The 26,213-nt window shown below is 63.3% G+C and carries 25 protein-coding genes; 12 read left to right on the forward strand and 13 right to left on the reverse strand.

The features are described from left to right. Window positions 1–2: 2 nt before the first annotated feature. Together FHT69_RS18020 and FHT69_RS18025 are read right to left on the reverse strand one after the other, a co-directional pair. A complete protein-coding gene (locus tag FHT69_RS18020) occupies window positions 3–2,360 on the reverse strand; it encodes a putative monovalent cation/H+ antiporter subunit A (RefSeq protein ID WP_183905751.1) in 2,358 nt (785 codons plus the stop codon). 178 nt (window positions 2,361–2,538) lie between these two features. Then, window positions 2,539–2,754 (reverse strand): hypothetical protein, encoded by a 216-nt coding sequence (locus FHT69_RS18025; protein ID WP_025570652.1) that lies wholly within the window; start codon window positions 2,752–2,754, stop codon window positions 2,539–2,541. A gap of 188 nt (window positions 2,755–2,942) precedes the next feature. Between FHT69_RS18025 and msrB the strand changes: the two genes are divergently transcribed. Together msrB and FHT69_RS18035 are read left to right on the forward strand one after the other, a co-directional pair. Then, window positions 2,943–3,356, forward strand: a complete 414-nt coding sequence (gene msrB, locus FHT69_RS18030) for a peptide-methionine (R)-S-oxide reductase MsrB (protein WP_025570650.1) — start codon at window positions 2,943–2,945, stop codon at window positions 3,354–3,356. Window positions 3,357–3,460: 104 nt separating this feature from the next. After that, entirely contained in the window at window positions 3,461–3,988 is a 528-nt protein-coding gene (locus tag FHT69_RS18035) for a GNAT family N-acetyltransferase (protein WP_183905752.1), read from the forward strand. Window positions 3,989–4,003: 15 nt separating this feature from the next. Here the strand turns inward: FHT69_RS18035 and FHT69_RS18040 are convergent, their stop codons facing one another. From FHT69_RS18040 to FHT69_RS18055, 4 genes are all read right to left on the reverse strand, one after another. After that, entirely contained in the window at window positions 4,004–4,705 is a 702-nt protein-coding gene (locus FHT69_RS18040; protein ID WP_028756900.1) for a pentapeptide repeat-containing protein, read from the reverse strand. Between the two features lie 104 nt (window positions 4,706–4,809). Continuing rightward, window positions 4,810–5,337 carry a GNAT family N-acetyltransferase gene (locus FHT69_RS18045; RefSeq protein ID WP_025570645.1) on the reverse strand — a complete coding sequence of 176 codons (528 nt, stop codon included), beginning with the start codon at window positions 5,335–5,337 and terminating at the stop codon, window positions 4,810–4,812. A gap of 69 nt (window positions 5,338–5,406) precedes the next feature. Beyond that, complete coding sequence (gene trhA / locus FHT69_RS18050; protein WP_028756898.1) at window positions 5,407–6,075, reverse strand: PAQR family membrane homeostasis protein TrhA; 669 nt, start codon at window positions 6,073–6,075, stop codon at window positions 5,407–5,409. Window positions 6,076–6,259: 184 nt separating this feature from the next. Beyond that, entirely contained in the window at window positions 6,260–6,679 is a 420-nt protein-coding gene (locus tag FHT69_RS18055) for a universal stress protein (RefSeq protein ID WP_183905753.1), read from the reverse strand. A 290-nt stretch (window positions 6,680–6,969) separates the two neighbouring features. Between FHT69_RS18055 and FHT69_RS18060 the strand changes: the two genes are divergently transcribed. The 3 genes from FHT69_RS18060 (at window position 6,970) to FHT69_RS18070 (ending at window position 10,484) form a co-directional block, all read left to right on the forward strand. Beyond that, complete coding sequence (locus tag FHT69_RS18060; RefSeq protein WP_047614286.1) at window positions 6,970–7,830, forward strand: VOC family protein; 861 nt, start codon at window positions 6,970–6,972, stop codon at window positions 7,828–7,830. A 176-nt stretch (window positions 7,831–8,006) separates the two neighbouring features. Beyond that, window positions 8,007–9,173 carry an AI-2E family transporter gene (locus FHT69_RS18065; RefSeq protein ID WP_029868211.1) on the forward strand — a complete coding sequence of 389 codons (1,167 nt, stop codon included), beginning with the start codon at window positions 8,007–8,009 and terminating at the stop codon, window positions 9,171–9,173. An 18-nt stretch (window positions 9,174–9,191) separates the two neighbouring features. Further along, window positions 9,192–10,484, forward strand: coding sequence for an NAD(P)/FAD-dependent oxidoreductase (locus FHT69_RS18070; protein ID WP_183905754.1), 1,293 nt, complete (start codon window positions 9,192–9,194; stop codon window positions 10,482–10,484). 58 nt (window positions 10,485–10,542) lie between these two features. Here FHT69_RS18070 and FHT69_RS18075 read toward each other — a convergent pair whose 3' ends face one another. After that, a complete protein-coding gene (locus FHT69_RS18075) occupies window positions 10,543–11,355 on the reverse strand; it encodes a polysaccharide deacetylase family protein (RefSeq protein ID WP_028756894.1) in 813 nt (270 codons plus the stop codon). 102 nt (window positions 11,356–11,457) lie between these two features. Then, window positions 11,458–11,847, reverse strand: a complete 390-nt coding sequence (locus FHT69_RS18080; RefSeq protein ID WP_025570167.1) for a DUF930 domain-containing protein — start codon at window positions 11,845–11,847, stop codon at window positions 11,458–11,460. A 253-nt stretch (window positions 11,848–12,100) separates the two neighbouring features. Here FHT69_RS18080 and FHT69_RS18085 point away from each other — a divergent pair, with 253 nt between their 5' ends. Further along, window positions 12,101–14,209: a S9 family peptidase gene (locus tag FHT69_RS18085; protein WP_183905755.1), complete on the forward strand. Its 2,109-nt coding sequence runs from the start codon at window positions 12,101–12,103 to the stop codon at window positions 14,207–14,209. 38 nt (window positions 14,210–14,247) lie between these two features. Then, the gene (locus FHT69_RS18090) at window positions 14,248–14,772 is read left to right on the forward strand and encodes a DUF1697 domain-containing protein (protein ID WP_183905756.1); all 525 of its coding nucleotides are present in this window, start codon (window positions 14,248–14,250) and stop codon (window positions 14,770–14,772) included. A gap of 14 nt (window positions 14,773–14,786) precedes the next feature. Here the strand turns inward: FHT69_RS18090 and FHT69_RS18095 are convergent, their stop codons facing one another. Then, window positions 14,787–15,455 (reverse strand): TetR/AcrR family transcriptional regulator, encoded by a 669-nt coding sequence (locus tag FHT69_RS18095; RefSeq protein ID WP_047614276.1) that lies wholly within the window; start codon window positions 15,453–15,455, stop codon window positions 14,787–14,789. Window positions 15,456–15,684: 229 nt separating this feature from the next. On the opposite strand from FHT69_RS18095, the gene FHT69_RS18100 reads away from it, so the two are divergent. Then, complete coding sequence (locus FHT69_RS18100; RefSeq protein ID WP_025570161.1) at window positions 15,685–16,632, forward strand: homocysteine S-methyltransferase family protein; 948 nt, start codon at window positions 15,685–15,687, stop codon at window positions 16,630–16,632. A gap of 21 nt (window positions 16,633–16,653) precedes the next feature. Continuing rightward, window positions 16,654–16,896, forward strand: a complete 243-nt coding sequence (locus FHT69_RS18105) for a hypothetical protein (RefSeq protein ID WP_028756890.1) — start codon at window positions 16,654–16,656, stop codon at window positions 16,894–16,896. A gap of 17 nt (window positions 16,897–16,913) precedes the next feature. Here FHT69_RS18105 and FHT69_RS18110 read toward each other — a convergent pair whose 3' ends face one another. Further along, window positions 16,914–18,365, reverse strand: coding sequence for an MFS transporter (locus FHT69_RS18110; RefSeq protein WP_025570158.1), 1,452 nt, complete (start codon window positions 18,363–18,365; stop codon window positions 16,914–16,916). 248 nt (window positions 18,366–18,613) lie between these two features. On the opposite strand from FHT69_RS18110, the gene FHT69_RS18115 reads away from it, so the two are divergent. Both FHT69_RS18115 and FHT69_RS18120 read left to right on the forward strand, forming a co-directional pair. Then, a complete protein-coding gene (locus FHT69_RS18115; RefSeq protein ID WP_183905757.1) occupies window positions 18,614–20,116 on the forward strand; it encodes a protein adenylyltransferase SelO in 1,503 nt (500 codons plus the stop codon). Window positions 20,117–20,294: 178 nt separating this feature from the next. Further along, window positions 20,295–22,634 carry a glucose/quinate/shikimate family membrane-bound PQQ-dependent dehydrogenase gene (locus FHT69_RS18120; protein WP_183905758.1) on the forward strand — a complete coding sequence of 780 codons (2,340 nt, stop codon included), beginning with the start codon at window positions 20,295–20,297 and terminating at the stop codon, window positions 22,632–22,634. Window positions 22,635–23,003: 369 nt separating this feature from the next. Here the strand turns inward: FHT69_RS18120 and bla are convergent, their stop codons facing one another. The 3 genes from bla to dmeR form a co-directional block, all read right to left on the reverse strand. Then, the gene (gene bla, locus FHT69_RS18125; protein ID WP_183905759.1) at window positions 23,004–23,924 is read right to left on the reverse strand and encodes a class A beta-lactamase; all 921 of its coding nucleotides are present in this window, start codon (window positions 23,922–23,924) and stop codon (window positions 23,004–23,006) included. A 107-nt stretch (window positions 23,925–24,031) separates the two neighbouring features. After that, entirely contained in the window at window positions 24,032–25,063 is a 1,032-nt protein-coding gene (gene dmeF / locus FHT69_RS18130) for a CDF family Co(II)/Ni(II) efflux transporter DmeF (protein WP_183905760.1), read from the reverse strand. A gap of 23 nt (window positions 25,064–25,086) precedes the next feature. After that, complete coding sequence (gene dmeR / locus FHT69_RS18135) at window positions 25,087–25,359, reverse strand: Ni(II)/Co(II)-sensing transcriptional repressor DmeR (protein WP_025570150.1); 273 nt, start codon at window positions 25,357–25,359, stop codon at window positions 25,087–25,089. Between the two features lie 356 nt (window positions 25,360–25,715). On the opposite strand from dmeR, the gene FHT69_RS18140 reads away from it, so the two are divergent. Further along, complete coding sequence (locus tag FHT69_RS18140) at window positions 25,716–26,210, forward strand: GNAT family N-acetyltransferase (RefSeq protein ID WP_025570147.1); 495 nt, start codon at window positions 25,716–25,718, stop codon at window positions 26,208–26,210. Window positions 26,211–26,213 lie beyond the last annotated feature (3 nt).

Below are 26,213 nucleotides of genomic sequence, written 5' to 3' on the forward strand. Positions count from 1 at the left end.
GATCAGCCCTCCACCCCGGGATCATTGGCGGCAAGCTTGCGCTCACTGCCGGCGCGGATACGGATCAGCGCCAATATGGCGAGGCCGGTGACGGCGACGACGGCGATTTCGCCGAGCGTGTCGGTGCCGCGGAAATCGACGATGATGACGTTGACGACATTGGCGCCGTGGGCAATCGATTTCGAATAGGCGTTGAAGAAGACCGTCAGCGCGTCGTTGAACGGCGCCTCGGTCGCCCGCATCAGCAGAAGCGCGAAGCCGAGGCCGCAGACGAGCGCAAGCGCACCGTCGAAGAGCCTGCGGCCGAGCGGGCGCCGGTCGGCGGGCGAGAGGCGAAGCCTGGTCATGACGAGGGCGAGGATGACCACCGACAGCGTTTCGACCATGAACTGGGTGAAGGCGAGATCCGGCGCACCAAACAGCAGGAAGATGATGGCGACGGCGAAACCCTGGATGCCGAGCGAGACGATCGCCGTCAGCCGGTCGCGGGCGACGAGCACGGCGGCAAGGCCGAAGGCGGCGATCAGGAAGACCGCCCATTCATGCAGCCTGACATCGGCCGGCCAGGCGGGAAGACGCGGCAGTTCGCCATAGACGACAAGCGGGACGATGAGGATGGCGGCAACGCAGAGGAAAGTGCAGGTGACATAGATCTCGAGCCGCCCCGGCTGGAGCACACGCATGGCGCGGGCGGCGAAGCGGACAAGGCCGGATATGGCGAGGTCGAAACCGTGATCCGGCCCGCGCCCGGCCGCACGCAGGAGGACGGCCATCGCCGAGCGGGCGGGCGCGAGCTGCCAGTAGACGCCGATGCCGACGAGCACGGTCAGAGCGGAGAGTGCCAAAGGCAGGCCGAGATGCGGCGTCAGCGAAATGTCGATTTCCACAGGGGTCTGGCGGATGGCGGCTGATATCGGCGAGGACAGAACGGCATGGGTGAAAGTCGAAAAGACCGCCGCGAGCAGGCCGAGGATGGCGAGAACGGCCGGGCCGAGCCAGAGCAGGACGGGCGCTTCGTGCGGATGTTTCGGTGTCTCCACCGGCTGGCCGAGGAAGGGCTTCAGCGCCACGGCGAAGGCGACCGCGAACATCAGCGCATTGCCGAAGACGGTTATGGCGGTGAAGGTCAGCGCGCGGATGTCGCCGCCGATAAGGGCGGTATAGATCTCCTCCTTGGCGAGGAAGCCGAAGAAGGGCGGCAGGCCGGCCATGGAGAAAGCCGCCGCGAGCGCAATGATCCAAGTCAGCGGCATCGCCCGCATCAGGCCGCGGAGCCTGGTGATATCGCGTGTGCCGGTCTCGTGATCGATGATGCCGGCGACCATGAAGAGCGCGCCCTTGAACAGCGAATGCGCCACCAGATAGAGGGCCGCCGCCTCTACCGCATGTTCCGAGCCGAAGCCGATCAGCATGACCAGCAGGCCGAGCGATGAGACGGTGGTATAGGCAAGCTTGAGCTTCAGGTCTGTCTGGCGGATGGCGAGCGTGGTGCCGACCACCAGCGTCAGCCCGCCGAAGAAGGGCAGAAGGATTTCCCAGGCAGCCGTCGCCCCCATGACGGGATTGAGCCGCATTAAGAGATAGACGCCGGCTTTCACCATGGTGGCCGAATGCAGGTAGGCCGAAACCGGCGTCGGCGCCTCCATGGCGTTCGGCAGCCAGAAATGAAAGGGAAACTGCGCCGACTTGGTGAAGGCACCGCCCAGGACCAGGATGAGGGCGGCGAGATAGAGCGGACTTTCGCGCACGACATCGCCGAAGCCTGTGAGCTCAGACATCTGCGTGACGCCTGTGATGTTCCAGAGCAGCAGCAGGCCGGCCAACAGGCAGAGCCCTCCCCCGCCGGTCACAACAAGCGCCTGCAGGGCGGCGCGGCGAGCCGCTTCCCGCTCATGATCGAAACCGATCAGCAGGAAGGAGGTGATCGATGTCAGTTCCCAGAAGATGAAGAGCATCAGGAAACTGTCGGAAACGACGAGGCCGAGCATCGCGCCCATGAAGAGAAAGATGAAGGAGAAGAAGCGGCCCTGATCCTTGTGTCCCTTGAGATAGCCGCCGGCGTAAAGCACGATCAGGGTGCCGATGCCGGTGATCAGCAGCGCGAAAGCCAGCGACAGGCCGTCGAGGAACCAGGAGAAGGAGAGATGATAGCTCGGTACCCAGGCATACCCGCCGGTGACGACCTGGCCGCGCGCGATCTGCGGGACGAAACGCAGGAAATGCAGGAAGGCGAGCAAGGGCGCGATCGCCAGAAGCCAGGCCCCGTTGGCACCGAGCATGCGGATGACGAAGGGGGCGGCAAGAGCGCCGGCGAGCGGGAGACACAGGGCCAGAAATGTCAGAGCCGTGACATCGGCCATGTCTCCTCCCCAACCGCAAAAGAAACGAAACGCCAGCGAAAACCGGCCTGTCTTCATGACTTAGGCGAAACGGGAGGGCGCCTCAAGCGATTTCGGCCGCAGGCAAAGCTGCAGGTGTGTTCGAAGCGGTTCAGACCGCAGACCGGCCCGTCGATCAGGCCGTCGGCCGGGCCGTCGATCAGGCCGTCGGCCGGGAAAGACGCGTCAGCAGCCGGGCGACGCAGCCGTGCAGGACGAAGACCAGAAGCGTCAGCGGCCAGAGCAGGCAGGCGAAGAGGCCGGCGAGACGATGGAGCGTCAAGCCGTCATGGTTGGCCCAGCCTTCCAAAAGCGTGACCGCCATGGCGGCCACGGCGACGAGGCCGTAGAGCAGGACGATTGCTGCTTCAAACACCAGTGATTCCCCAATGCACGTAACATTAACCCTAACAGAAAACCCCTAACGGATGTAAGAGCAAGCGTCCTCCCCCAAAAGCGGTACACGGCGAATTGGGCAGGATGGTGCCCAAGACTTGATGAATCGGTGACGGCGCACCACATTTTGCGCGAAACGGAACCGCCCCTCGGCGAAAGGAGCATGGCATGTCCGAAACTGCAACCACCGCCAAGATCCACAAGACCGATGCCGAATGGAAAGAGCAGCTCACGCCTGAGCAATACCGCATCACGCGCCAGCACGGCACCGAACGCGCCTTCACCGGCCCCTATTGGGATTCCTTCGAGACAGGGCTTTACCGCTGCGTCGGCTGCAATGCCCCGCTTTTCCGCTCCGACACCAAATTCGATGCCGGCTGCGGCTGGCCAAGCTATTTCGAGGCAGTCTCGCCCGATGCGGTGACCGAACATCGCGACACGACCTTTGGCATGGTGCGCACCGAAATCCGCTGCGGCGCCTGCGAGGCCCATCTCGGCCACGTCTTTCCCGACGGCCCGCCGCCGACCGGCCTGCGCTACTGCATCAACGGCCATTCCATGGTGTTCGAACCCGGAAAGTAAGTGCTGAGCCGCGCCATCGGCAAGCGGCTCGTCCGGATGCAATGAGCCGCTGATCTTCTGTGTCGTTCACGCTATCGACGGACCGGTAGTCCCAGGAGAAGCCAATGGCGGGAGATATCCTGAAGACCAATCGGCTGGTGCTGCGGGAGATCACGCCTGCCGACCTGCCGTTTCTCCACCGCATTTTCAGCGATGCCGAATCCATGCGTTATTACCCCGGCATCAAGAGTTTCGACGAAACCGCGCTCTGGTTTCAGAGGCTCGCCTTCGACAGTTATGCCAGTCACGGTTTCGGCCTCTGGGCGGTGACGGACCGGCAGAGCGGCGCGTTGCTCGGAGATTGCGGCATAACGATGCAGGAAACGTCTGCGGGGCTGGAACCTGAGATCGGCTATCATCTGTGGCGCGACCATTGGGGCAAGGGCTATGCGGTCGAGGCAGCCACCGCATGCCGGGACCACGCGCTTGATACCTTTAGTCTTGCGCGCATCGTCTCCATCGTCAGGCCCGACAACACTCCCTCGCGGCGCGTTGCGGAGCGGGTGCACCGGCGGCGGGAAACATTCGCCAAAACAGGCAGCCCCGATGGCGGCATGATGGAATTCTACCTCTACATCACGGACGCGGCGTAGAGCGGTAAGGACCCATCACTCGTGGTCGGCGGGACAGGGCCAGCTTGTCGGGGCGGAGAGGCCGGCCGGCAGCTTGGTCGAGGCATCGCCGCAGGCAAGGTCGATCTGCGCCTGTTCGAGCCCGGTTGCGGCCGAGAGGTCGAGACCTTCGATGCGGGTCAAGAACATGAAGGCGCGTTCGAACATCGCCGGGCCTTCGAGGGCCGCGCCGGAGAGATCGGCGCGGGAGAGATTGGCGAAAGAGAATTTCGTCCCCGTCAGCACGGCCTTGTCGAAATCGGCGCGGCCGAGTTCGGCCTTTTCGAAGCTTGCGCCGGCAAGCCGGGCGCCGGCGAAATTGGCCCGCTGCAACTCGGCGCCGGCAAAGGAAGCGCCTTCGGCGATGATATTGGCGAAGCTGGCGCGATAGGCCTCGATCTTGGCGAAGTTGGCGCCTTCGGCATGGGCGCCCTCAAGCGAGGCGCGCACCAAGGTCGCCTTCTCGAGATTGGCGGATTTGACGTTGGCGCCGGCGAGATCGGTCAGCGAGAAATCGGTGCCGAAGAGATTGGCGCCTTCGAGATCACTGCCCTGCAGCATCAGGTTCTTCTTGGTGCATTCCTGCCAGTCGAGCTTTGGCGATGCCAGGCTGCCGCAATCGGCGGCGCGTGCTGCAACCGGCGGAAATGCCAGTAGAATGAGGGCAAGGAGACCGAGCGACGATCTGTGCATTGCCATTGAACTGTTCACCTCCGTGACATTCTGAAGCCGCCTCCGGCGAAGCAGGCTTCTTCCACTTTCTTACACAGCTCAGACTACAATAAAAAGATGGCAAGCGCCCTTCACAATGGGTTGCCGGACGACTCCAGAGGCAAGCGAAGCTCCATGCAGGTAAGGTCCAGCCAGCGGCCGAACTTGGTGCCGACCTCGGAAAATCTGCCGGCGATGCGGAAACCGAGCTTTTCGTGCAGCCTGATCGAGGCGGTGTTCTCAGCCTCGATGCCGGCGATCATCACATGGATATTGGCGGCCGCGGCACGTGCGATCAGTTCCCGCATCAGGCGCTCGCCGATGCCGGCACCGCGGCAATCCTTGTCGACATAGACGGAATGCTCCACCGTGTGGCGGTAACCGTCGAAGGCCCGCCAGTCACCATAGGAGGCGTAACCCGCGACCTTGCCCGCCATCTCGGCAACGATGACGGGAAAGCCGCGCGCCTTGCGCGCCTTGAACCATTCCAGCCGATTTTCAAGATCGACCAGCGTGTCGTTCCAGATTGCCGTCGTGTGCTCGACGGCGTGATTGTAGATATCGCGGATGGCGGAAAGATCGGCTTCGGTGGCGTCGCGGAGGAGGACAGCGTCTGTCATGATGCTCAGGTTCACATTGTCTGCCAAGGCGGCATACGCCCGACCCCGACAGATGTAAACGGCCGTCGTTCAGACACCCGGCGCCGGCAGGCTGAAACAGGTGAAGACGGCCGAATAATGCACCGCCGCAGCGGTGACGACGAAACCGTGCCAGATGGCGTTCTGGAAGCGCAGCTTCTCCCAGACATGGAAGATGACGCCGAGCGAATAGATGACGCCGCCGATGACGATCAGCAGCATCGAGGCCGAGGGAATGCGCGCGGCGACAGGTCCGGCCACCAGCACGCCGCTCCAGCCCATGGCGAGATAAAGCAGGATGGCGAGGCGGTCGTAGCGCCCGGGAAAGACGCATTTCAGGATAATGCCGATAGCGGCGAACAGCCAGATCGCGACCAGCATGAAGAGGAGCAGTGGATCGTCGGCGCCGCGTTCGAGGAAGGGCGTGTAGGTGGCGGCGATCAGCAGGAAGATCGCCGAATGGTCGAAGCGGCGCAGGTACCATTTCGTACGCGAGACCGGCCAGGCGTTGTAGGAAAAGGAAATGGCCAGCGTCAGCACCAGCCCGACGCCATAGATCCAGGCGGCGGCGAGCGCGCCGTAGGAGCTCCAGACCGTGGCGTAGAAAATCAGGACGGTGGCGCCGATCAGCGCCAGCACGAGACCGACGCCGTGGACGATACCGTCGGCGATCAGTTCATATCTGTCGTAAGCCCAGCGAATGCCGTTGAACTCGGCCATGCACGCCAATCCGTTTCATACCCCGGTTGCAATCGTCGCATCGAACGGGTGGAGGCGCAACTGCGGCAAAGCGCACCGGCGGTAAATCTTCGTGACAGCCAGGCAGACAGTCTGCGCTGCCTTTGATGGTACGCGGACAAGGACTGCGGCCGACGCACGACGCCGAACAGGCAGTGGCCCAGGATCAAATCTTCTGCCGGTCGACCAGCACCGAGCATTTGGCATGGCGCACGACCCGATCGGCAGTGGCGCCGATGAAGTAGTTGGAAAAGTCCGGAACGTGCGAGGCGACGATGATGAGATCGGCGCCGTGGCTTTCGGCGGTCGAGATGATGGCTTTGGCAGGTGGACCGCTGCGGATCTCGACGGTTGCCGTGACGCCGGTGGTCGCGAGCAGCGCTTGCAGCTTGTCGCGGCTGTCCTGCATGGCGTCCTCGACCATATTGGCCGGCAGTTCGATCGCGACATAGCTCGGCACATCTTCGATGACGTTGAGCGCGATGATCTCGCCGCCGTCATCGAGCAAGGACGCGGCCTTGCGGAGGATCTTTTCTCCCTTTTCGATACCGCCGAGCGCGATCGCTACGATGATCTTCCTGTACATGGCTTCCCTCCATGACTGAGATATATAAGCTTCCTCTAAAGAAGATATGAGCGCATTGATCGCAATCAAGTGGGCGCAAGCCATCGTCAACATCTGTTCAACGCTTCATCGTCAAAAACGGGTCTTCTGTGAACAATCGGAATGCGCCATATAGGGGTCAAGTACGGCAGCCAGGGAGATAAAGACGAATGAACCGGCGAAACTTCCTTGAGCTTGCCACGGGCGGCGTGTTTGCCGCCACAGCCGGTACGCCTTCCCTTTCACGGGCCAATTCTCCAGGAGAGCCATCCATGACGAGCGAAACTTCCTATGCGCTGACGCGGCCTGCCTATATCGATCAGTCGCATCTCGTCGTGACCGACCTCGGCCTGGTGTCCGGCTTCTATCAATCGATGCTCGGCCTGAAGGTGATCGAGAAGACGGCGAGCGGCGAAGTGCTGGGTGTCGGCGATCTGCCGTTGCTGACGCTGACCACGGCAAAAGATGCTGCGATCGCGCCCCGCAATGCAGCCGGCCTTTTCCACACCGCCTTCCTGATGCCGAACCGGGTCGAACTCGCACGCTGGCTGCGCCATGCGGCACACAATAATGTCGTGCTCGACGGCGCCTCGGATCATCTCGTCAGCGAGGCGATCTATCTGTCCGATCCCGAAGGCAATGGCATCGAGATCTATGCCGACCGGCCGCACGAACAATGGAAGTTCCACCAGGATGGCATGGTGGAGATGGCGACGCTGCGCCTCGACCTCCAGGCGCTCTACAACAGTGCGCCTGATGAGCGCTGGGACGGCATGGCTGCGGGGACGGCGATCGGCCACCTGCATCTGCAGGTCGGCGACATCCCGCAGGCCGACGCCTTCTACCACGACGTTCTCGGCCTCAAGCTGATGGCGCGTTATCCCGGCGCGAGCTTCTTTGCGACCGGCGGCTACCATCACCATCTCGCCGCCAATATCTGGAACAGCCGCGGCGCCACTGCGCGCGCCGGCAACATGACCGGGCTTTCGGACTACAAGGTCCGCTTCAATGACAAGGCGACGCTGGATGCGGCAGTCTCCAAGCTCGATGCACTGGAGATCAAGAGCGAGAAGCGCGACGGCGGCGTATTCCTCAAGGATCCCTGGGGCATCGGCCTGACGCTTTCGGCATAATTTCCAGGTCGCGTCGGGTCAGCCATAACGGTTGAAGAGGCTTGCGCCATGGAGCAATGCCGTCGACGCAAAGACATGCGGCATGCAGCGTATCGGATGGTCAGTCCCGTCACGGAACCGGAACCCTGTCAGCGCGTTTCCGTGAGGAAGCAATGGGGCTTCGGGGACCTCACCGCATGGGCATCGCCAATGGCATCCGCAAACAAGCAAAGAAGATCGCAATCGGCGAACGCCACACCAGCGCCTGGGCACAGTCGCTGAAGGAAGCCGCGGAAGAGCTGCCGCCGCCGCCGCTGCACCGTCTGGAAAAGGACGGGCTCGATGTCACCATGGCCTGGGCGATCATCGGCATCTTCGGCATTCTCTTCCTTGCCGCCGTCTACCTGATGTCGCTCATCCTCATTCCGATCACGCTCGCCGTCGTCGTCGGCATGATCCTCGGCATGGCGGCGGAAAAGCTCAGCAAGATGGGCGTGCCGCGGCTTGCCAACGCTTTCATGCTGTCGAGCGGCGTGGCGCTGGTGATCTTCCTGCTTATCAACTCGCTCGCCGACCCGCTGATGACGTTTGCCAATGAAGGCCCGGCCTTCGCCGAGCGAACCATCAACCGCGTCATGCCTTATCTCGAGCGCATCAGATGGCTGCATATTACGCCAGCGACATTCGAAAGCGGGTCGATGTCGATCGGTGCACTGCTCGAAAACACTGGCAACGTGCTGCATGTGGTGACGAGCAGCCTGACGCCGGCGCTGGTGCAGGGGATGATATTCTTTGCGGCGCTGCTGTTCTTCCTCGCTGGTCGGGTCAACCTACGCAAAACGATCATCATGACCTTCCGCACCCGCACGCAACGGCTGGCAGCCATCCGCGTCATCAACGCTGTCGAGCAGGTGCTCGGCTTCTATTTCGCGACGGCCTCGCTGATCTATGTCGGGCTCGGCGTCGTCATGACCGTTATCGCCTATGCCGGCGGGCTGTCTGCCCCGGTGCTCTGGGGCTTCTTCGCCTTCCTCTCGAGCTTCATCCCTTACCTTGGCATCACGCTGATGACGCTTGCCGTCGCGGTCGCCGGCATCCTCACCCATGATGGCTTTCTCATCGGCCTGATGCCGGCCGCGGCCTTCTTCACGGTGCATCTCCTCATGGAGAACCTGATCTTTCCCGCAGTGATGGGGCGGCGGTTGGAAATCAATCCCTTCGTCGTTTTTCTCGCCATCCTGTTCTGGACATGGATGTGGGGTGCCGTCGGCGCCATGCTGGCGCTGCCGCTGTCGCTGATCGTCATGACTGTTATCGACGAACTGCTGATCGAGGAAAAACCGCAGCCGCAATTGCCGAAATGATCAACCGGGGGGACGTTCGTGGCAGCTGATCTCGATCTTGCCGAATCCGATCACGACCAGATGGTCAGCGGCCGTTCTCTCTGGGGGAAAAGCGGCATACGACCGGAATGGCGGCCGATCGCGCAGAGCTTTTCCACCGACGTCGCGGTGATCGGCGGCGGCATCACCGGCGCATTGGTTGCCGAACATCTGACGGCGCGCGGTTTTTCCGTTGTTGTCATCGACCGGGAGCAGCCCGGTTTCGGCAGCACCGCGGCGAGCACGGCGATGCTGCAATGGGAAATCGACAGCACGCTCACCGAGCTCGAGGATTATTATGGCTTCGAGCGCGCGGCCGGCATCTACCGCCGCAGCGGTGCCGCGGTGGCCGGCCTTTCCAAGCTGATCGCCACCAATGGGATTGCCTGCGGCTTCCGGCCGCGCAACACGCTCTATCTCGCCGCCAATCAGGAAGGCGCACGCAATCTCCTGGAGGAGCGCCAGCTTCGCCGCCGGGCCGGCCTGCCCGGCGTCTATCTCGAACATCCCGATCTCTTCACCCAATTCGAACTCGACCGGGATGGCGCGATCTATTCGCCGGGCTCGGCGGAATGCGATCCGTTGCTTCTCACCTGGGCGCTGCTGGAGATGGCGATACGGCGCGGCGCGCGGCTGGTCAACGCTTCCGTGACGGCACTTCACAGCGAAGGCGATCACGTCACGATGGAGACGGATGGAGGCCATCTGATCGAGACGCGGCATGTCGTGCTGGCGACCGGCTATTCGATGCCGGGCCTCGACATGCCGAAGCTGCATCGGTCGAGTTCGAGCTGGGCGCTCGCCACCGTGCCGCAGGACCCGGCACATTTCTGGCGCGACAGGGCGCTGATCTGGGAGGACAGCCACCCCTATCTCTACATGCGGACGACCGCGGACAATCGCATCGTCGCCGGCGGCGAGGATGACGAGACGATCGACGCGCAGACGCGCGACCGCAAGCTGCCGGCCAAGATCACGGCGATCCGGGAGAAGATGAAGCGGCTGTGGCCGAAGGGGGATACGCGGGTGGAACAGGCCTGGAGCGGCACCTTCGGTGAGACGGTCGACGGCCTGCCGCTGATCGGCTCGGTGCCGGAGACGCCGCATGTGTTCGCCGCCTATGGCTACGGCGGCAACGGCATCACCTTTTCCTATCTCGCCGCGCAGATGATCGGCGCCATGCTGGCCGGCATGCAGCGCGACTGGTTCGAGGATTTCGCGCTCGACAGGGACGGACCGGGTTTGCGCCGTTTTGGAGAGGATGTGGTGCGGGTGGGCAAGGAGCTGAGGTAAGGTCTCATATTGACTGTCGTGGCGTGGGCGCCCCCCTGGCATACCTTCAGCCGCAAAATCACTCCGTCGTCTTGTCGTCGCCAGTGTCCTCGACGTCCTCGAGGCGGACGAACTCGGTCCCCTTGGCCTTCAGATCGACCAACGCCTTGGCCACCCCCTCGCCGGCCGCATGGGTCGGCTGGTTGACGTGGGAGATGACGACATCGCCATCCCTGGCCGAGGCGATGCGCCTTTCGGTGATCGCGGCTCCCAGCAGCGAGCCGCCGTCGCCGTTCACCGAATAACCGGCAATGCGATAACCCATGGCGCGGATCTCGCCGATGGCGGAAAGATCGTATTTGGCGGTCGAGCCGCGGAACCAGTGCGGCGCCGGAATGCCGGCCGCGACCATGGCGGCAGCGCCGCCTTCAACTTCCTGCCGCACCGCCTGCGGTGATCCGGCGGAAGCGATGCCATAGATCAGCGTCGGCGTGTCGACGGCCGGAATATGGTTCTCGCCATGGTTTTCGAGTTCGAAGAGATCGGGATTCTGCAGGAACACGGCGACGGCAGCGGGATTGCGCTTCAGCCAGCGGGCGGTGACGAAGATCGTCGCCGGGATGCGTTCCCGCACAAGCGTCGACAGGATGCGCTCGTCCGCCTGGCCCATGCAGGCATCAAAGGTCAGCGCAATGCGGGCGTGGCCGGCAATATTGGAGCGGGCGATATGCAGATGCGGCTCGACGAGCTTTGGCGCCGGCGCCTTCGGGGCCGGGCTGATTGCGGCCGAGGCCGGTCCAACGGCGGCAGGCAGCGTTGGCGGCACTTCATCCGCCAATGCCGCGGACATGTTGGCCAGTAGGAACGCCGAAGCGAGCAGGATGCGGTTCATATTGTGGATTTCTACGATTCGATCCGGCAGTTCTAACGGTTGGGTTTGCCCGGCGCCATGTGGCCGGATGTCACCGCACCCGTTTGGGCGGACGGAGCCGCATCAATCGTAAAGATAATACTTGTCCCACTTCTCGCGCGGCACCTTCTCGCCGATCTCGTAGTTGAGCTCGCGCACGTTGATATGCTGCGGACCGGTAATGCAATTGTAGGAGAGATGATACCAGTCGCCCTTGCTGCGGAAGACCGCGCCCGGCGCCTGCAGCGAATTGTCGCCAGGGATCGGGTCCTTGAACGTATAGGCGATGACCTTGTCGGGCTTGAAGCCGGTGCTGTCCTTGTTGATGCGGCTCATCGCCTCGGTGTCGCAGCTCTGTTCCAGCCGGGTCGAGGGATCGAGTTTTTCCAGCTGCTTCTTGATGGCGGGATCGACGGCGAAGGCGGGGGCAGCAAGGCTTGCGAGGGATACAAACAGGAGCAGACGTTTCGGCATTGTGGAGAAAATCCCTTACTGTTGTCCATTCTTCACCCTGCCACCGACGGCTTGCCGGAGGCTTGGCACGTGCAAATTTCGCGCAACGAGAGCGGACTTTCTTAAATATTGTGGTGACATCAAGGCAAGGCGGGCAGAGCGCCCTCCTTGCCTGTGGAAGGGCACCTCGACCCTTGGCGCATCCTTGCCGCTTGATCCGGGGCCGGTGCGCCTCTATCTCTTGCCAACCCGACATTCCCACCGGAGCCATTCCTTGTCCGTTTTCAAAAGTCTGCCGACACCGCCTGCCGCACCGAAGAAGCCGATCTCCGATATGCGCCACGGCATTACCCGCACGGACGATTATGCCTGGCTGCGCGCCGACAACTGGCAGGCGATGTTCAAGGATCCGTCGATCCTCGACCCTGATATCCGCCGGCATCTGGAAGCCGAAAACGCCTATATGAACGCAGCGATGGAAGACACCAAGCCGCTGCAGAAGGTGTTGTTTTCCGAAATGCGCGGCCGCATCAAGGAGGACGACAGCTCGGTGCCGATGAAGGACGGCGCCTATGCCTACGGCACCTTTTATGTCACCGGCGGCGAACAGCCGCGCTATTTCCGCATCGCCCGCGACGGCAATGTCGCCGACGAGACGATCCGCACCGTGCTGCTCGACGGCGACAAGGAGGCCGCCGGCAAGGCCTATTTCCGCCTCGCCGGTCTCGACCATACGAGCGACCACAGCCGCGGCATCTGGGGCTATGACGACAAGGGCTCGGAATTCTTCACGCTGCAGGTCCGCGATCTCTCAACCGGCGAGGACCTTGCCGACCGGATCGAGAATACCGGCGGCGGCGGCGTCTGGGCGCCCGACGGCAAGAGCTTCTTCTATTCGGCGCTGGACGAGAACCACCGGCCGTCGAAGGTATTCCACCACATTCTCGGCCAGCCGCAGTCGGAAGACCGGCTGGTCTATGAAGAGCCGGATGCCGGCTTCTTCATGGGCGTCGGCGGCTCGCTGCTCGACGATTTCATCTATGTCGATATTCACGACCACGAGACCAGCGAATACCGGCTGCTGTCGACCAAGGACCTGACCGCCGAGCCGAAGCTTGTGGCGGCGCGCGAGGAAGGCATCGAATATTCGCTGACCGAGGGCGGCGACGTCTTCTACATCCTGACCAATGACGGCGGCGCCAAGGATTTCAAGATCATGGAAGCGCCGGTTGATAAGCCGGGCAAGGAAAACTGGCGCGAAGTGGTGCCGCACAAGCCCGGCACGCTTGTTATCAGCCACATGGCCTATGCCCGCCATCTCCTCTGGCTGGAGCGCAAGGACGGGCTGCCGCAGATCATGATCCGCGACCGGGCGACCGGCGAGGAGCATGCGATCGCCTTTGCCGAGGAAGCCTATTCGCTGGGGCTGCAGGGTGCAGCCGAATACGACACGGATATCATCCGCTTCTCCTATTCCTCGATGACGACACCGTCGCAGCTCTACGACTACAACGTGGTGACGCGCGAACGCACGCTGTTGAAGACGCAGGAGGTGCCGTCCGGCCACAATCCCGACGACTACATCACCCGCCGCGTCTTCGCCCCGGCCTGGGATGGCGAGAAGGTGCCGGTCACCCTGCTCTATCGCCGGGATACCCCCCTCGACGGCACGGCACCCTGCCTTCTCTACGGCTACGGCGCCTACGGCATCACCATTCCGGCCGGCTTCAACACCAATTGCTTGTCGCTCGCCGACCGCGGCTTCGTCTATGCCATCGCCCATATCCGCGGCGGAAAGGACAAGGGGTTTGCCTGGTACGAAGACGGCAAGATGGACAAGAAGACGAATACCTTCAAGGACTTCGTCGCCGCGGCCGATTATCTGAATCAACAGAAGTTCACCTCTTACGCGAAGATCATCGCCGAGGGCGGATCGGCCGGCGGCATGCTGATGGGCGCAGTTGCCAATATGGCGCCGGAGAAGTTCGCCGGCATCATTGCCGCCGTTCCCTTCGTCGACGTGCTCAACACCATGCTGGACGATACGCTGCCGCTCACCCCGCCCGAGTGGCCGGAATGGGGCAACCCGATCGACAGCAAGGAAGAATACGAGCAGATCGCCTCCTACTCGCCCTATGACAATGTCGGTGCGAAAGCCTACCCGCCGGTTCTGGCGCTCGGCGGCCTGACGGACCCGCGCGTCACCTATTGGGAGCCGGCCAAATGGGTGGCGAAGCTGCGCGATAAGACGACCGGCGACGCGCCGATCCTGCTCAAGACGAATATGGACGCCGGCCATGGCGGCGCTTCGGGCCGCTTCCAGCGGCTGGAAGAGATCGCCTTCGAGTATGCGTTTGCGATCAAGGTTGCGGGGAAGATGTAAGGGTTGGGTGGGGCGTCACAGAGGCCAGGGAGAGAGAAATGCCCGTCTATGTCGCCCTACTCCGCGCCGTCAATGTCGGCGGCACCAGCTCTCTGCCGATGGCCGAGCTGAAGGCAGTCTGCGAAGGCCTCGGCTTTACCGAGGTGAAGACCTACATCCAGAGCGGCAACGTGCTTTTCCGCTCGGACGAGGCGGAAAAGACGGTGGAGGAGCGGCTCGACGAAGCGCTCGGCAAAAAGATGGGCAAGCGGCCAGGGGTGATGGTGCGCAGCCGCAAAGAACTCGACAAGATCGCTGCCGACGCCCCCTTTCCCGAGGCCAAGCCGAACTTCCTGCTCGTCCACTTCCTGCCCGAAAAGGCGCCCGGTGTTGCGCTGGAAAAGATGGTGGCGCCCGATGGCGAGGAGGCCAAGCTCGCCGGCCGGGAAATCTATGTGCATTATCCCAATGGATCCGGCCGCTCGAAGCTGAAACTGTCGGCGCTGAAGCCCGCAACCTCGCGCAATCTCAACACCGTGCGCAAGCTCGCCGAATTGGCAGCGGCGCTGGAAGGTAAGGACTAAGGGGCCTCAAAAAGTCAGTGCGGTTCTGCGCTTCCAAGAAAAGTTGAATCGCCCGACGCCCTCGGCATTTCCACCACCGGCAGAAAGAGCATCTTCACGAAGGTGCGCAGCATCAGCACCTGTTCGGCCAGCGTGTTCGGCTCCTTCAGCGTCTTCGACAGGACGATCCCGCCTTCCAGGACGGAGGACACCATGTCGGCGAGCTGGTCGACATTGACGGGTTCGCGCGGCGGATAGATGGCCATGATCTCCCGCAGCATGCGGCCGAAACGGCGCCGCCATGCAAGCACCGCATTCCGGTTGGTCTCCTGTATCTCGCGGTCGAACAACCGCTCGTAGTAGCAGACGGTCGCCACGAGGCAGCCGGGATGGCCGTTCGGCAGGTCGGAGAGCAGTTCGGACAGCAGTTTGAGACCGAGCAGGAAGGATTGCAGCGGATCGTCGACCAGATCGCGCGCGCGGCTGAAGATCTCATCGTAGATGCGCTCGTCATTTTCGATGTAGCGGTTGAGCAGCGCCTTGGCGAGCTCGTTCTTGTCCCGGAAATGATAGAAGAAGCCGCTCTTGGTGATGCCGGTCTCGGCGATCAGCTCCTCGATGGAGGTGCCGCCGAAACCCTTCTGCAAGACCGCCGCTTCGGCCACATCGAGGATGCGGGTCCGCGTTTCCTCGCCCTTTCGCATGTCCCCTCCTGCCCTGGCTCCTGTACCGGCGGTACGGTTTTCAGCGCCGCATATTCAGATCTGCCATCGCCCCGGCAGCATCGAGTGAAGCAAGCAATTGATATCCATCGGCAAAAACCAAAACCGCCTGGAGTATACCTCAAGTCGCCTAGTTTGACAGCCGAATAAGCGTCAGAACATCATTGATCGACAGCAGCCGTTTCTGGCGCTGCGAGGGAGAGACTTCACAATGGTAAAGTACAGAAACGGTTTGCCGCAACTCAAAGGCGGCACCTTCATTACCGATGGCGGCATGGAAACGACGTTGATCTTTCACGAAGGGATCGAACTTCCGCATTTTGCCGCCTTCATATTGCTGGCTTCCGAAGAGGGGCGGCAGCGCATGCGGAATTACTATCGCCGCTACCTCGATATCGCACGGCGCCACGGCACAGGCTTCGTGCTCGACACTGCCACATGGCGGGCCAATCCGGACTGGGGGCAGAAGCTCGGCTATACCAGCGAAGCCTTGAAGGCGGTCAACGAGGAGGCCGTCGACCTGCTCGTCGGCTTGCGCAGCGCCTATGAGCGGCCGGAGCAGCAGATCGTCATCAGCGGCGCGATCGGCCCGCGCGGTGACGGTTATAAGGCGGGCATCATGGATGCGGCCGAGGCGGAGGACTACCACGCCTTCCAGATCGCGGCTTTCGCCGGCACGGAGGCCGATATGGTCAGCGCTTTTACGCTGACCAATATCGACGAGGCGATCGGCGTGGCGCGGGCGGCACAGGCGCTCGGCATGCCCTCGGCCATCTCCTTCACGCTGGAGACGGATGGCCGGCTGGTGACGGGCCGCAGCATTCAGGACGCCATCGAGACGACGGATGCGGCCACCGGCGGGGCGCCGGCCTATTACATGATCAACTGCGCGCATCCGACGCATTTCGAAGCCGCGCTCGATCCCGAAAGCGCCTGGGTGAAGCGCATTTCCGGCATCCGCGCCAATGCCTCGACCATGAGCCACGAGCAGCTGGACAATAGCGAGACGCTGGATGCCGGCGATCCCGCAGATCTCGGCCGCCGCTACCGCAAACTGCTCGGCCGCATGCCCGCGGTGCGCGTGCTCGGCGGCTGCTGCGGCACCGACCACCGCCATGTTGCAGCGATCTGCGAGGCATGCCTGCCGCAGGCGGCGTGACGACCTGAGAGGGAGGAGAGAATGACGATTGGATGGACGATGATGGGAGTGGTGACACGGGAGCACGGCTGGCACGATCTGTGGCTTGCGATCACGGGACGGCACAGGCGCCCCGAGCCTGAGGCGGCCGTGGAGGTGGCGCTGCGCGATAGCGATCTCGCCTTCGGCGGCTTCGACGGCCAGGTGACCTATGGGCTTGAGGCGGACTGGCGCGAGGGCCGGTCCTCGCGACGCAGGCGGCTGCGGGCGCCGGTCGGCTTCTGACGAAGGGAAAGCCGGCGTCAGCCTTTGGCGGCGCCTTTCGACGGTTTGGCCTTGTAGCCGCTGATCTCCTCGCCGGCGGTCGGGGAGAAGCGCAGGTTCCAGAAGGTCGCGGTGATCGAGATGATCGTGACGACGACGAATGCGGCCGAAAAATCGCCGAGAGCAGGCGTTTCGGCGCCTGACAGGGCCATGGAGCCGTGCAGCGCCAAGGCGCCGATGCAGATGCCGAGCGACAGCATCAGCTGCTGGAAGGTGGTGTAGAAGCTGGTGGCCGAGCTCATCCGCTCCTTGTCGATCTCGTCATAGGCAATGGTGTTATAGGCGGTGAACTGGAACGACAGGAAGAAGGCGCTGAGCACCAGGACGACGAAGATCAGCGGCATCGGCCAGTCCGGCCGGAAGGCGGCGCAGAGGCCATAGCCAATCGTGCCGAAGATGCCGTTGAGGACGAGGCTGCGGCGGAAGCCCAGCCGGCTGAAGACGAACTTCGCCATCGGCTTCATGGCGAGCGCGCCGATCGCGGTGGCGATGACGATCTGGCCGGCCGCGGCGGCAGACAGGCCGAAGCCGATCTGGAAAAGCAGCGGCAGCAGGAAGGGCTGCGCCCCTTGCGTGATGCGCGTCAACGAACCGGCGATGACTGACGTGCCGAAGCTCGGCACCTTCATGAGCGAGAAATCCATGATCGGCGACGGGTGTTTGCGGGCATGCTTGAGATAGGCGATGCCGAAGATGAGGCCAAGGGCGATCAGGAAGATCGAGAAGGCGCCCTCGCCTTCATGGCTCGACATTTCGAAGCCGAAGAGCAGCGAGCCGAGCGAGATTCCGGAGAGGATGAAGCCGATCGTATCGAAGGGACCGCTGGCCTTGCCCTTCACCTCGTCAATGTAGATCGAGACGAAGATCATGCCGATGATGCCGACCGGCACGTTGATATAGAAGATCCAGCGCCAGTCGAGATAGGTGACGATGAAGCCGCCGAGCGGCGGACCGATAATCGGGCCGATCAGCGCCGGCACGAGCAGCCATGACATGGCGCTGACCATATCCTTGCGGTCGACGCTGCGCATCAGCACCAGGCGCCCGACCGGCATCATCATCGCGCCACCCATGCCCTGCAGCAGCCGCGCCAGCACCAGGAAGGACAGCGTCGGCGCGAGCGCACAAAGGATGGAGCCGGCGACGAAGACGGCGATGGCGGCGCGGAAGACGGTGCGCGAGCCGAAACTGTCGGCCATCCGGCCGCTTGCCGGAATGAAGATCGCCAGGCTCAGGAGATAGGAGGTGAGCGCGATCGACATGGCCGGCGCGCTGACGGCGAAATCGCGCGCCATTGTGGGCAGCGCCGTCGCCAGCACGGTCGCATCGATATTTTCCATCAGCATCGCGCTCGCGACAATCATCGCGATCACCCGGAAATTGGGCGCGGCGCGCCGAACCATCGGCGCCTGGTAAATCTGATCCGACATCGTCCGGAATCACTCGCGGTGGCGCGGCGGAGCACACGAAGCAGCTGGGCCGCGGAGATGACATGGCGCAAGGCCAAGGGGAGACGATTTGCTATACGCCTGTGATCATGGCGGCGCTATGTCCTTTATGGCAAAGCTGCTTTGACGAGAGGTAAAGGCAGATCACGATTCCTTGCATTTGTCTGTTCTTCGTGAAGGTCTTTATCCCCTGGCTTGCGCGGCATGCATCCTAGCCCTACCTATGAGTGATGACCTCCGCCCTGCAGACAAACCGGCCCGGTGCGGCCTTTCCGTTCGACAACAGCTATGTCGGCTTGCCCCAGCATTTCTTTGCGCCGCAGGCGCCGACGCCGGTGGCGGAGCCCTGGCTGATCAAGCTGAACGAGCCGCTCGCCGCCGAGCTCGGGCTTGACGTCGAGGCCCTGCGCCGCGACGGTGCGGCGATCTTTTCCGGCAATCTCCTGCCCGAAGGGGCCGAACCGCTGGCCATGGCCTATGCCGGGCATCAGTTCGGCGGCTTCTCGCCGCAGCTCGGCGACGGGCGGGCGATCCTTCTCGGCGAGGTGATCGACCGCAACGGCAAGCGCTATGACATCCAGCTGAAGGGTGCGGGCCCGACGCCTTTTTCAAGACGCGGCGACGGCCGGGCGGCAATCGGGCCGGTGCTCAGGGAATATATCATCAGCGAGGCGATGTTTGCGCTCGGCATTCCCGCCACGCGGGCGCTGGCGGCGGTGACGACAGGCGAGCCGGTCTATCGCGAAGAGGTGCTGCCGGGCGCGGTCTTCACCCGCGTCGCAGCCAGCCATATCCGTGTCGGCACCTTCCAGTATTTCGCGGCCAGGGGCGACACCGACGGCGTGCGGGCGCTGGCCGACTATGTGATCGACCGGCATTATCCGGCGCTGAAAGAGGCCGAGAACCCCTATCTCGCGCTTTTCGATGCGGTCTCGGAGCGCCAGGCGGCGTTGATCGCCCGCTGGCTGCATGTCGGATTTATCCATGGCGTGATGAACACCGACAATATGACCGTCTCCGGCGAGACCATCGATTTCGGCCCCTGCGCCTTCATGGATACCTATGACCCGGCGACCGTCTTCTCGTCGATCGACCAGCACGGGCGTTATGCCTATGCCAACCAGCCGGGCATCGGCCAATGGAACCTCGCAAGGCTCGGCGAGACATTGCTGTCGCTGATCGACGCCAATCCCGACAGCGCCGTCGACAAGGCGAATGTGGTGATCAAGAATTATGGCGAACGCTTCCAGGCGCATTGGCTGGCCGGCATGCTAGAGAAGATCGGCCTTGCCGGGCAAGAGGATGGCGATCTCGAACTGGTGCAGGCACTGCTGTCGCTGATGCAGACGCAGGCCGCCGATTTCACCCTGACCTTCCGGCGGCTGTCGGATCTTGCCGGCGATGACGCGGCAGGGCCGAGTTTTGCGGCGAGTTTCCGCGAACCGGAGGCCTGCGGCGCCTGGCTTGCGCAGTGGCGCGAGCGGCTGTCGCGCGATCCGCAGACGGCCACCGAGCGCGCCATTGCCATGCGCAGCGTCAATCCGGCCTTCATTCCACGCAATCACCGGGTCGAGCAGGCGATCGAGGCCGCGGTCGAGAACGGCGATTTCTCGCTGTTCGAGGCGCTGCTGACCGTGCTTTCAAAACCCTATGAGGATCAGCCGGGCTTTGCCGCCTATCGGGCACCGCCGAAGCCGGATGAACGGGTGCTCGCGACCTTCTGCGGGACGTAACAGGCGTCGTCATCTCCTCACAACCAGCATCAAGCCCAGTTCAGGGTATCCAAAACGTGACGACAGCCTGCGGCAATTGTGGCCGTTGAAAGGCATCTCCTTCGCGCTATCTGGCTGATCGGCGGGACTTTTCCGCCGATCCCTCACCCCGGCGAACCTCAGCGGGAGATACAGCCTTATGGCGATCGTCATCACCTCCATCTTCTTCATCATCATCGGGCTGGCCCTCGGCGGCGGCGGGCTGTGGCTCGTCACGCTCGGCGGCAGCGTGTTCTATCTGTTCGCCGGGCTGATGTTCCTGATCACCGCCGGGCTGCTGCTGATGCGCAAGGCGCTGGCGCTCTGGGTCTATGCGGTGCTTGTTGTCACCGCGCTCGGCTGGGCGGTGTGGGAGGTCGGCTTCGACTGGTGGCAGTTGGGGCCGCGCGGCGGCATGATCATCCTGCTCGGGCTCTGGCTGCTGACGCCCTGGATCCGCCGGCCGCTCGGCCTGCGCAGCCCGACCGGCTTCACTTACGGCGCCAATCCCTGGCCGCTCGCCATACCCGTCATCCTCGCCATTCTCGTCGCCCTCTATTCGATGACCACAGATCCGCACGATCTTGCCGGCGATCTGCCGACCGACAAGGTCGCCGCCAGCCCCGCCTTCGGCGGCAGCGTGCCGGACGGCGAATGGCATCAATACGGCCGCACGCCCTTCGGCCAGCGCTATTCGCCGCTCGACCAGATCACCGCCGAAAACGTCTCCACCCTCAAGGAGGTGTGGCGATACCAGACCGGCGACGTCAAGCGGCCGGAGGATGTCGGCGAGACGACCTATCAGGTAACGCCGCTCAAGGTGAAGGACACGCTCTATCTCTGCACGCCGCATAATTGGGCGATCGCGCTCGACGCCAAGACCGGCAAGGAGAAATGGAAGTACGACGCCAACTCCGGCATGAACCCCGACCGGCAGCATCAGACTTGCCGCGGCGTCACCTATTATGCCGATCCCGCCGTTGCCGCCGGCCAGCCCTGCGCCGAGCGCGTCTACCTGCCGACATCCGACGCGCGGCTGATCGCGCTCGATGCGGCGGACGGGAAGATCTGCACCAGCTTTGCCGATCAGGGCGTGCTGCATCTGGAAGCCGGCATGCGCTACAACCCGGCCGGCTATTATTATTCCACCTCGCCGCCGGTCGCGGTGGCGGGCAAGATCATCATCGGCGGGGCGGTCAACGACAACTACTCCACCCAGGAGCAGTCCGGCGTCATCCGCGCCTTCGACATCAATACCGGCGCGCTCATCTGGAACTGGGATTCCGGCAATCCCGACGTGACGACGCCGCTCGCCAACGGGCAGACCTATACCACCAATTCGCCGAACAGCTGGTCGGTCTTCAGCGTCGACGAGGCGCTCGGCATGGTCTACCTCCCGCTCGGCAACCAGGTGCCTGATCAGCTTGGTATCAACCGCAGCGACAATGTCGAGAAATTCTCCTCCTCGATCGTCGCGCTCGATATCGCCACCGGCCAGCTGCGCTGGGTGCGCCAGACCGTGCATCACGACCTCTGGGACATGGACGTGCCGGCACAGCCCGTTCTGATCGACCTGACGAAGCAGGACGGCACGACCGTTCCCGCCCTGGTCGGCCCGACCAAGCAGGGCGATATCTATGTGCTCGACCGGCGGACCGGCGAACCGATCATTCCGGTCAAGGAAATCCCGGCGCCGGGCGGCGCTGTTGCCGGCGATCATACCTCGCCGACCCAGCCGATCTCCGATCTCACCTTCTCGCCCGAGCCGCTTCAGGAAAAGGACATGTGGGGCGTGTCGCTGTTCGACCAGCTCGCCTGCCGCATCGACTTCCACCGTTATCGCTACGAGGGCCGCTACACCCCGCCTTCGCTCAAAGGCACGATCGTCTATCCCGGCAATTTCGGCACCTTCAACTGGGGCTCGGTGGCGGTGGATCCGGAGCGGCAGATCATGTTCGGCATGCCGACCTATCTCGCCTTCACCTCGCGCCTGGTGCCGGCGGCCGACATTCCGCCGAGGGGCCAGGACGAGAAGGGCAGCGAACAGGGACTCAACCGCAATGACGGCGCGCCCTACGGCGTCTTCATGGGTCCCTTCCTCGGACTGCTCAAAATCCCCTGCCAGGCGCCACCCTGGGGCTATGTCGCCGGCGTCGACCTGCGCACAGGCAAGATCGCCTATATGCACAAGAACGGCACCGTGCATGACATGACGCCGCTGCCCCTGCCCTTCAAGGTGGGCGTGCCGGGCATCGGCGGGCCGATGCTGACCAAGGGCGGCGTCGCCTTCCTCGGGGCTGCGGTCGACAACTATCTGCGCGCTTACGACGTGACGAGTGGGCGGCAGCTCTGGCAGGGACGGCTTCCCGCCGGCGGCCAGGCGACGCCGATGACCTATATGGCTGATGACAACAAACAATATGTCGTCATGGTCGCCGGCGGCCACGGCTCGGTCGGCACGAAGCCCGGCGACTACGTGATCGCCTATACGCTGCCTTGATCCGGAAATTCATGCCGGACGATCAGCGCGCCGGATCGAAAAGGAAATCGCCGAGCAGATCAAGAGCGAAATGGCCGGCATGAGGACGACGGCACCGAGACGGCAGGCGACGTTTCCGGCGCCTGAGCGGGAGCATTTCGAATTGCTCGTGTTTGAGAAAGACCCCTCCGCAACCCCTCCCCACAAGGGGGAGGGACTAACCCGCTGCGGGATCCAGCCACCAAAATACGCCGCCACATGCTGCGCCGTCAGGAATGAAATGCAACGGGCGCCGCACGGTAGCCCCTCCCCCTTGTGGGGAGGGGTTGGGGAGGGGTTTTCCGGCGAGAACCGGACAGCTGTCGATTATGCCCTTCGCATTTTCCCGATTCACACCATCTCGACGATCATGCGGCCGACTTCGGCGAAGACCGGGTTGAGTTCCGTCACCGGTGCGGTCGCCTCGGCGATATAGACGGCGGCGACGATCGGGCCGCGATCCGGGGGCCAGATGACGGCGATATCGCCGAGAGTGCCGTTCGGGCCGGTGCCGGTCTTGTCACCGACCTTCCAATCCTGGGGCAGGCCGGCCCGCAGCCGTTCCTTGCCTGTGGTGCTGGCCACCAGCCAGGCGATCAGCCGGTCGCAGGAAGCCTCGGCAAGCACCGAGCCGAGCGTCAGGTTGCCGAGCGTGTCGAGCATCGCCTCCGGGGTCGTCGTGTCGCGCGGATCGCCCTTCCTGCCCTCGTTCAGCGTCGGTTCGGTGCGGTCGAGACGCGTGGTGCCATCGCCGATCGAGCGCAGCCAATCGGTCAGTCCTGCCGGCCCGCCAAAACTTTCGAGCAGCAGGTTGCCGGCGGTATTGTCGCTGACGGTCACCGCCGCCTCGCAGAGTTCAGCAACGGTCATGCCGTCGGTGCCCGCATGTTTTTCGCTGAGCGGCGAATAGTCGACGAGTTTGTCCTTGCCATAAGTCACCCGCCGGTCGAGCTTCTCCTCGCCCTTGTCGACACGGGCCAGCACGAAACCTGCTGCCAGCGCCTTGAAGGTGCTGCACATCGGAAAGGCCTCGCTGCCGCGATAGCCGAAGGAGATGCTCGTTTCAGTGTCGAGCACCGAAACGCCGAGACGGCCGCCGGTGCGTTTTTCGAGCGCAGCAAGGCGGTGCTGGATGTCGTCGTCGCCCTTCTCGGTATTCTCCTCCTTGGTCCCCTCCTCGGCATTGGCGGGAAGCACCAGCGCGGGCAGGCCCATCGCAGGCAGGCAAAGGGCCGAGCCGAGCAGCATGCGGCGGGTCAAACTGAGATCCATGAAATCCTCCGGCGGGTGGGAGGACAGAGCTAAGGAGCGATTGCGGCGACTTGTCGTCAACGCGGCGACTTCTTCGCCCGCCGAGCGACCTCTATCGTCCGCACTGGTCACGCGGCGCAGGTGACCTCGACCGTCACATGCGACAATTCCGTCAGCGCCGAAAGCCTGCCCTTGTAGAAGGCCGGATCGCGCGGCTGCGAGGTGAGGACGGCGACGATTGCCGCATGATGGCCGGGGCCGACCTGCCAGACATGCAGATCGGTGATCCGGTCGTCCTCGGTCTCGATGGCGCCGCGGATTTCGGTCGGCAGCGTCTCGCCTTCGGGGACGACGTCGAGAAGGACGCCGCCCGAGGATTTCATCAGGCTCCAGGACCAGTTGGCGATGACCAACCCGCCGACGATGCCCATGATGGGATCGAGCCAGAGCCAGCCGTAAAGGCTGCCGAGCGTCAGCGCCGCGATGGCGAGCACCGAGGTCAGGGCATCGGCGATCACATGCAGATAGGCGGCGCGGATATTGTTGTCGCCGGTCTTTGCGGTGTGGGCGTGGTCGCCATGTCCATGGCGCCCGTGATCGCCATGTCCGTGGTGGCCGTGAGCGTGATGATGGTGGCCATGGTGCGCATGCTGGCCATGCCCGTGCATATGATGGCCATGCGCGGCATGGCCGCCGCCGGCGAGCAGCCAGGCGCTGGCGAGGTTGACAGCAAGGCCGATGACCGCAACGGCAATCGCCTGGGCAAAACCGATCGGCACGGGGTTAGAAAGGCGCAGCAGGCTTTCGTAGGCCATCAGCAGGGCAATCAGGGCAAGGACGATGGCGCTGGCAAAGCCGGCGAGATCGCCGAGCTTGCCGGTGCCGAAGGTGAAGCGCGGATTGCGCGCCTGCCGACGGGCGAAGAGATAGGCGAGCGCCGAAATCAGCAGCGCACTGGCATGGGTCGACATGTGCCAGCCGTCGGCAACAAGGGCCATGGAGCCGTAGACGGTGCCGGCGGCGATTTCCGCCACCATCATCACCGCCGTCAGCGCGATCACCAGCCAGATGCGCCGCTCATTGCGCGTGTGATCGGCGCCGAGGAAGACATGGTCGTGTTCCAGGGCGTCCATTCCAGCCTTGTCGATTCCGGCACGCATTACAGGCTCCTTCTTCACGGCATTCAGCGAATATAGATTCTCAAGACTTCCGATATTTCCTCGACCGCCTCGGCCCTCGCCGCATCATTGGCGGCATTCAGCACATGTTCGCGCAAGTGGTCGTCGAGCACCTCGCCGGTCAACCCGGTCAGCGCGCCACGGATCGAGGCAAGCAGTTGCAGAATTTCGCCGCAAGGGCGCTCAGCCTCGAGCGCACGCTCGACCGCCTCCATCTGCCCTTTCAGGCGGCTGATGCGGGCGACGAGCTTCTTTTTCTGCAGGGTGGTGTGGGACATGGTGGGTTCCCATATAGCATAGGGGGGTATAGTATCAAGCGGAAAGCCAGGGCTCAATGCCGATGATGTCGTTCAGCGCCGCTCCTTCTCGCGACATTCGATGCGATCATGGCCGCGCGAGCCCCTCACAGCATTTTCTAATGAAAGCGAATGCGCGGCTTAATCCGCCATTGACAAAGGCCGCGTTTCCGACGATCTATGGCCCATGATCAAAAACGCGCACCAGAGCCGCTCGTATTTTTGGCTGTACCTGTAAAGGGCGGCCGGACAAGATCATATTGTCAACAAGCCGCCGTCAGGCGGCTTTGTTGTATCGGCAGCGTCCTGACGGCAGAATATCAAAGGACGCGAAGACCATGACCGAAATCGAAGACAGCGAAATTTCACTGATGCGCCCATCGGTGGTAACGATCCGCGCCGCCAAGCCGCGCGACCTGCCCGAGCTCAACGAGATGATCGCCCTGCTCGCCGCCCATCATGGCGATGCGGCTGCGACAACGCCGGAGCAACTGGAGCGCGACCTCTTCGGTCCGCTGCCCTGGATCCATGCGCTCGTGGCCGAGACCGCCGAAGGGCTGATCGGATACGCCATTCTGGTGCCGCTCTACAGGGCGCAGGAAGGCAAGCGCGGCATGGACCTGCACCATCTGTTCGTGCGCGACGGCCATCGCGGTCACGGCACCGGCCAGTTGCTCGTCGACCGGGCGCGCGAAACCGCCCGCAAAGCCGGCTGCGGCTACCTCTCCGTCAGTGCTGCGACCGGAAACGTGCTGGCGCACCGCTTCTACGAACAGCTGGATTTCACCCCGCGTCCGGTAACCGGCATGCGCTACATGCAGTCGATCGCCTGAAGC

It is taken from the genome of Rhizobium sp. BK008 (assembly GCF_014197345.1).
In the GTDB taxonomy this organism is placed as follows: domain Bacteria; phylum Pseudomonadota; class Alphaproteobacteria; order Rhizobiales; family Rhizobiaceae; genus Rhizobium; species Rhizobium anhuiense.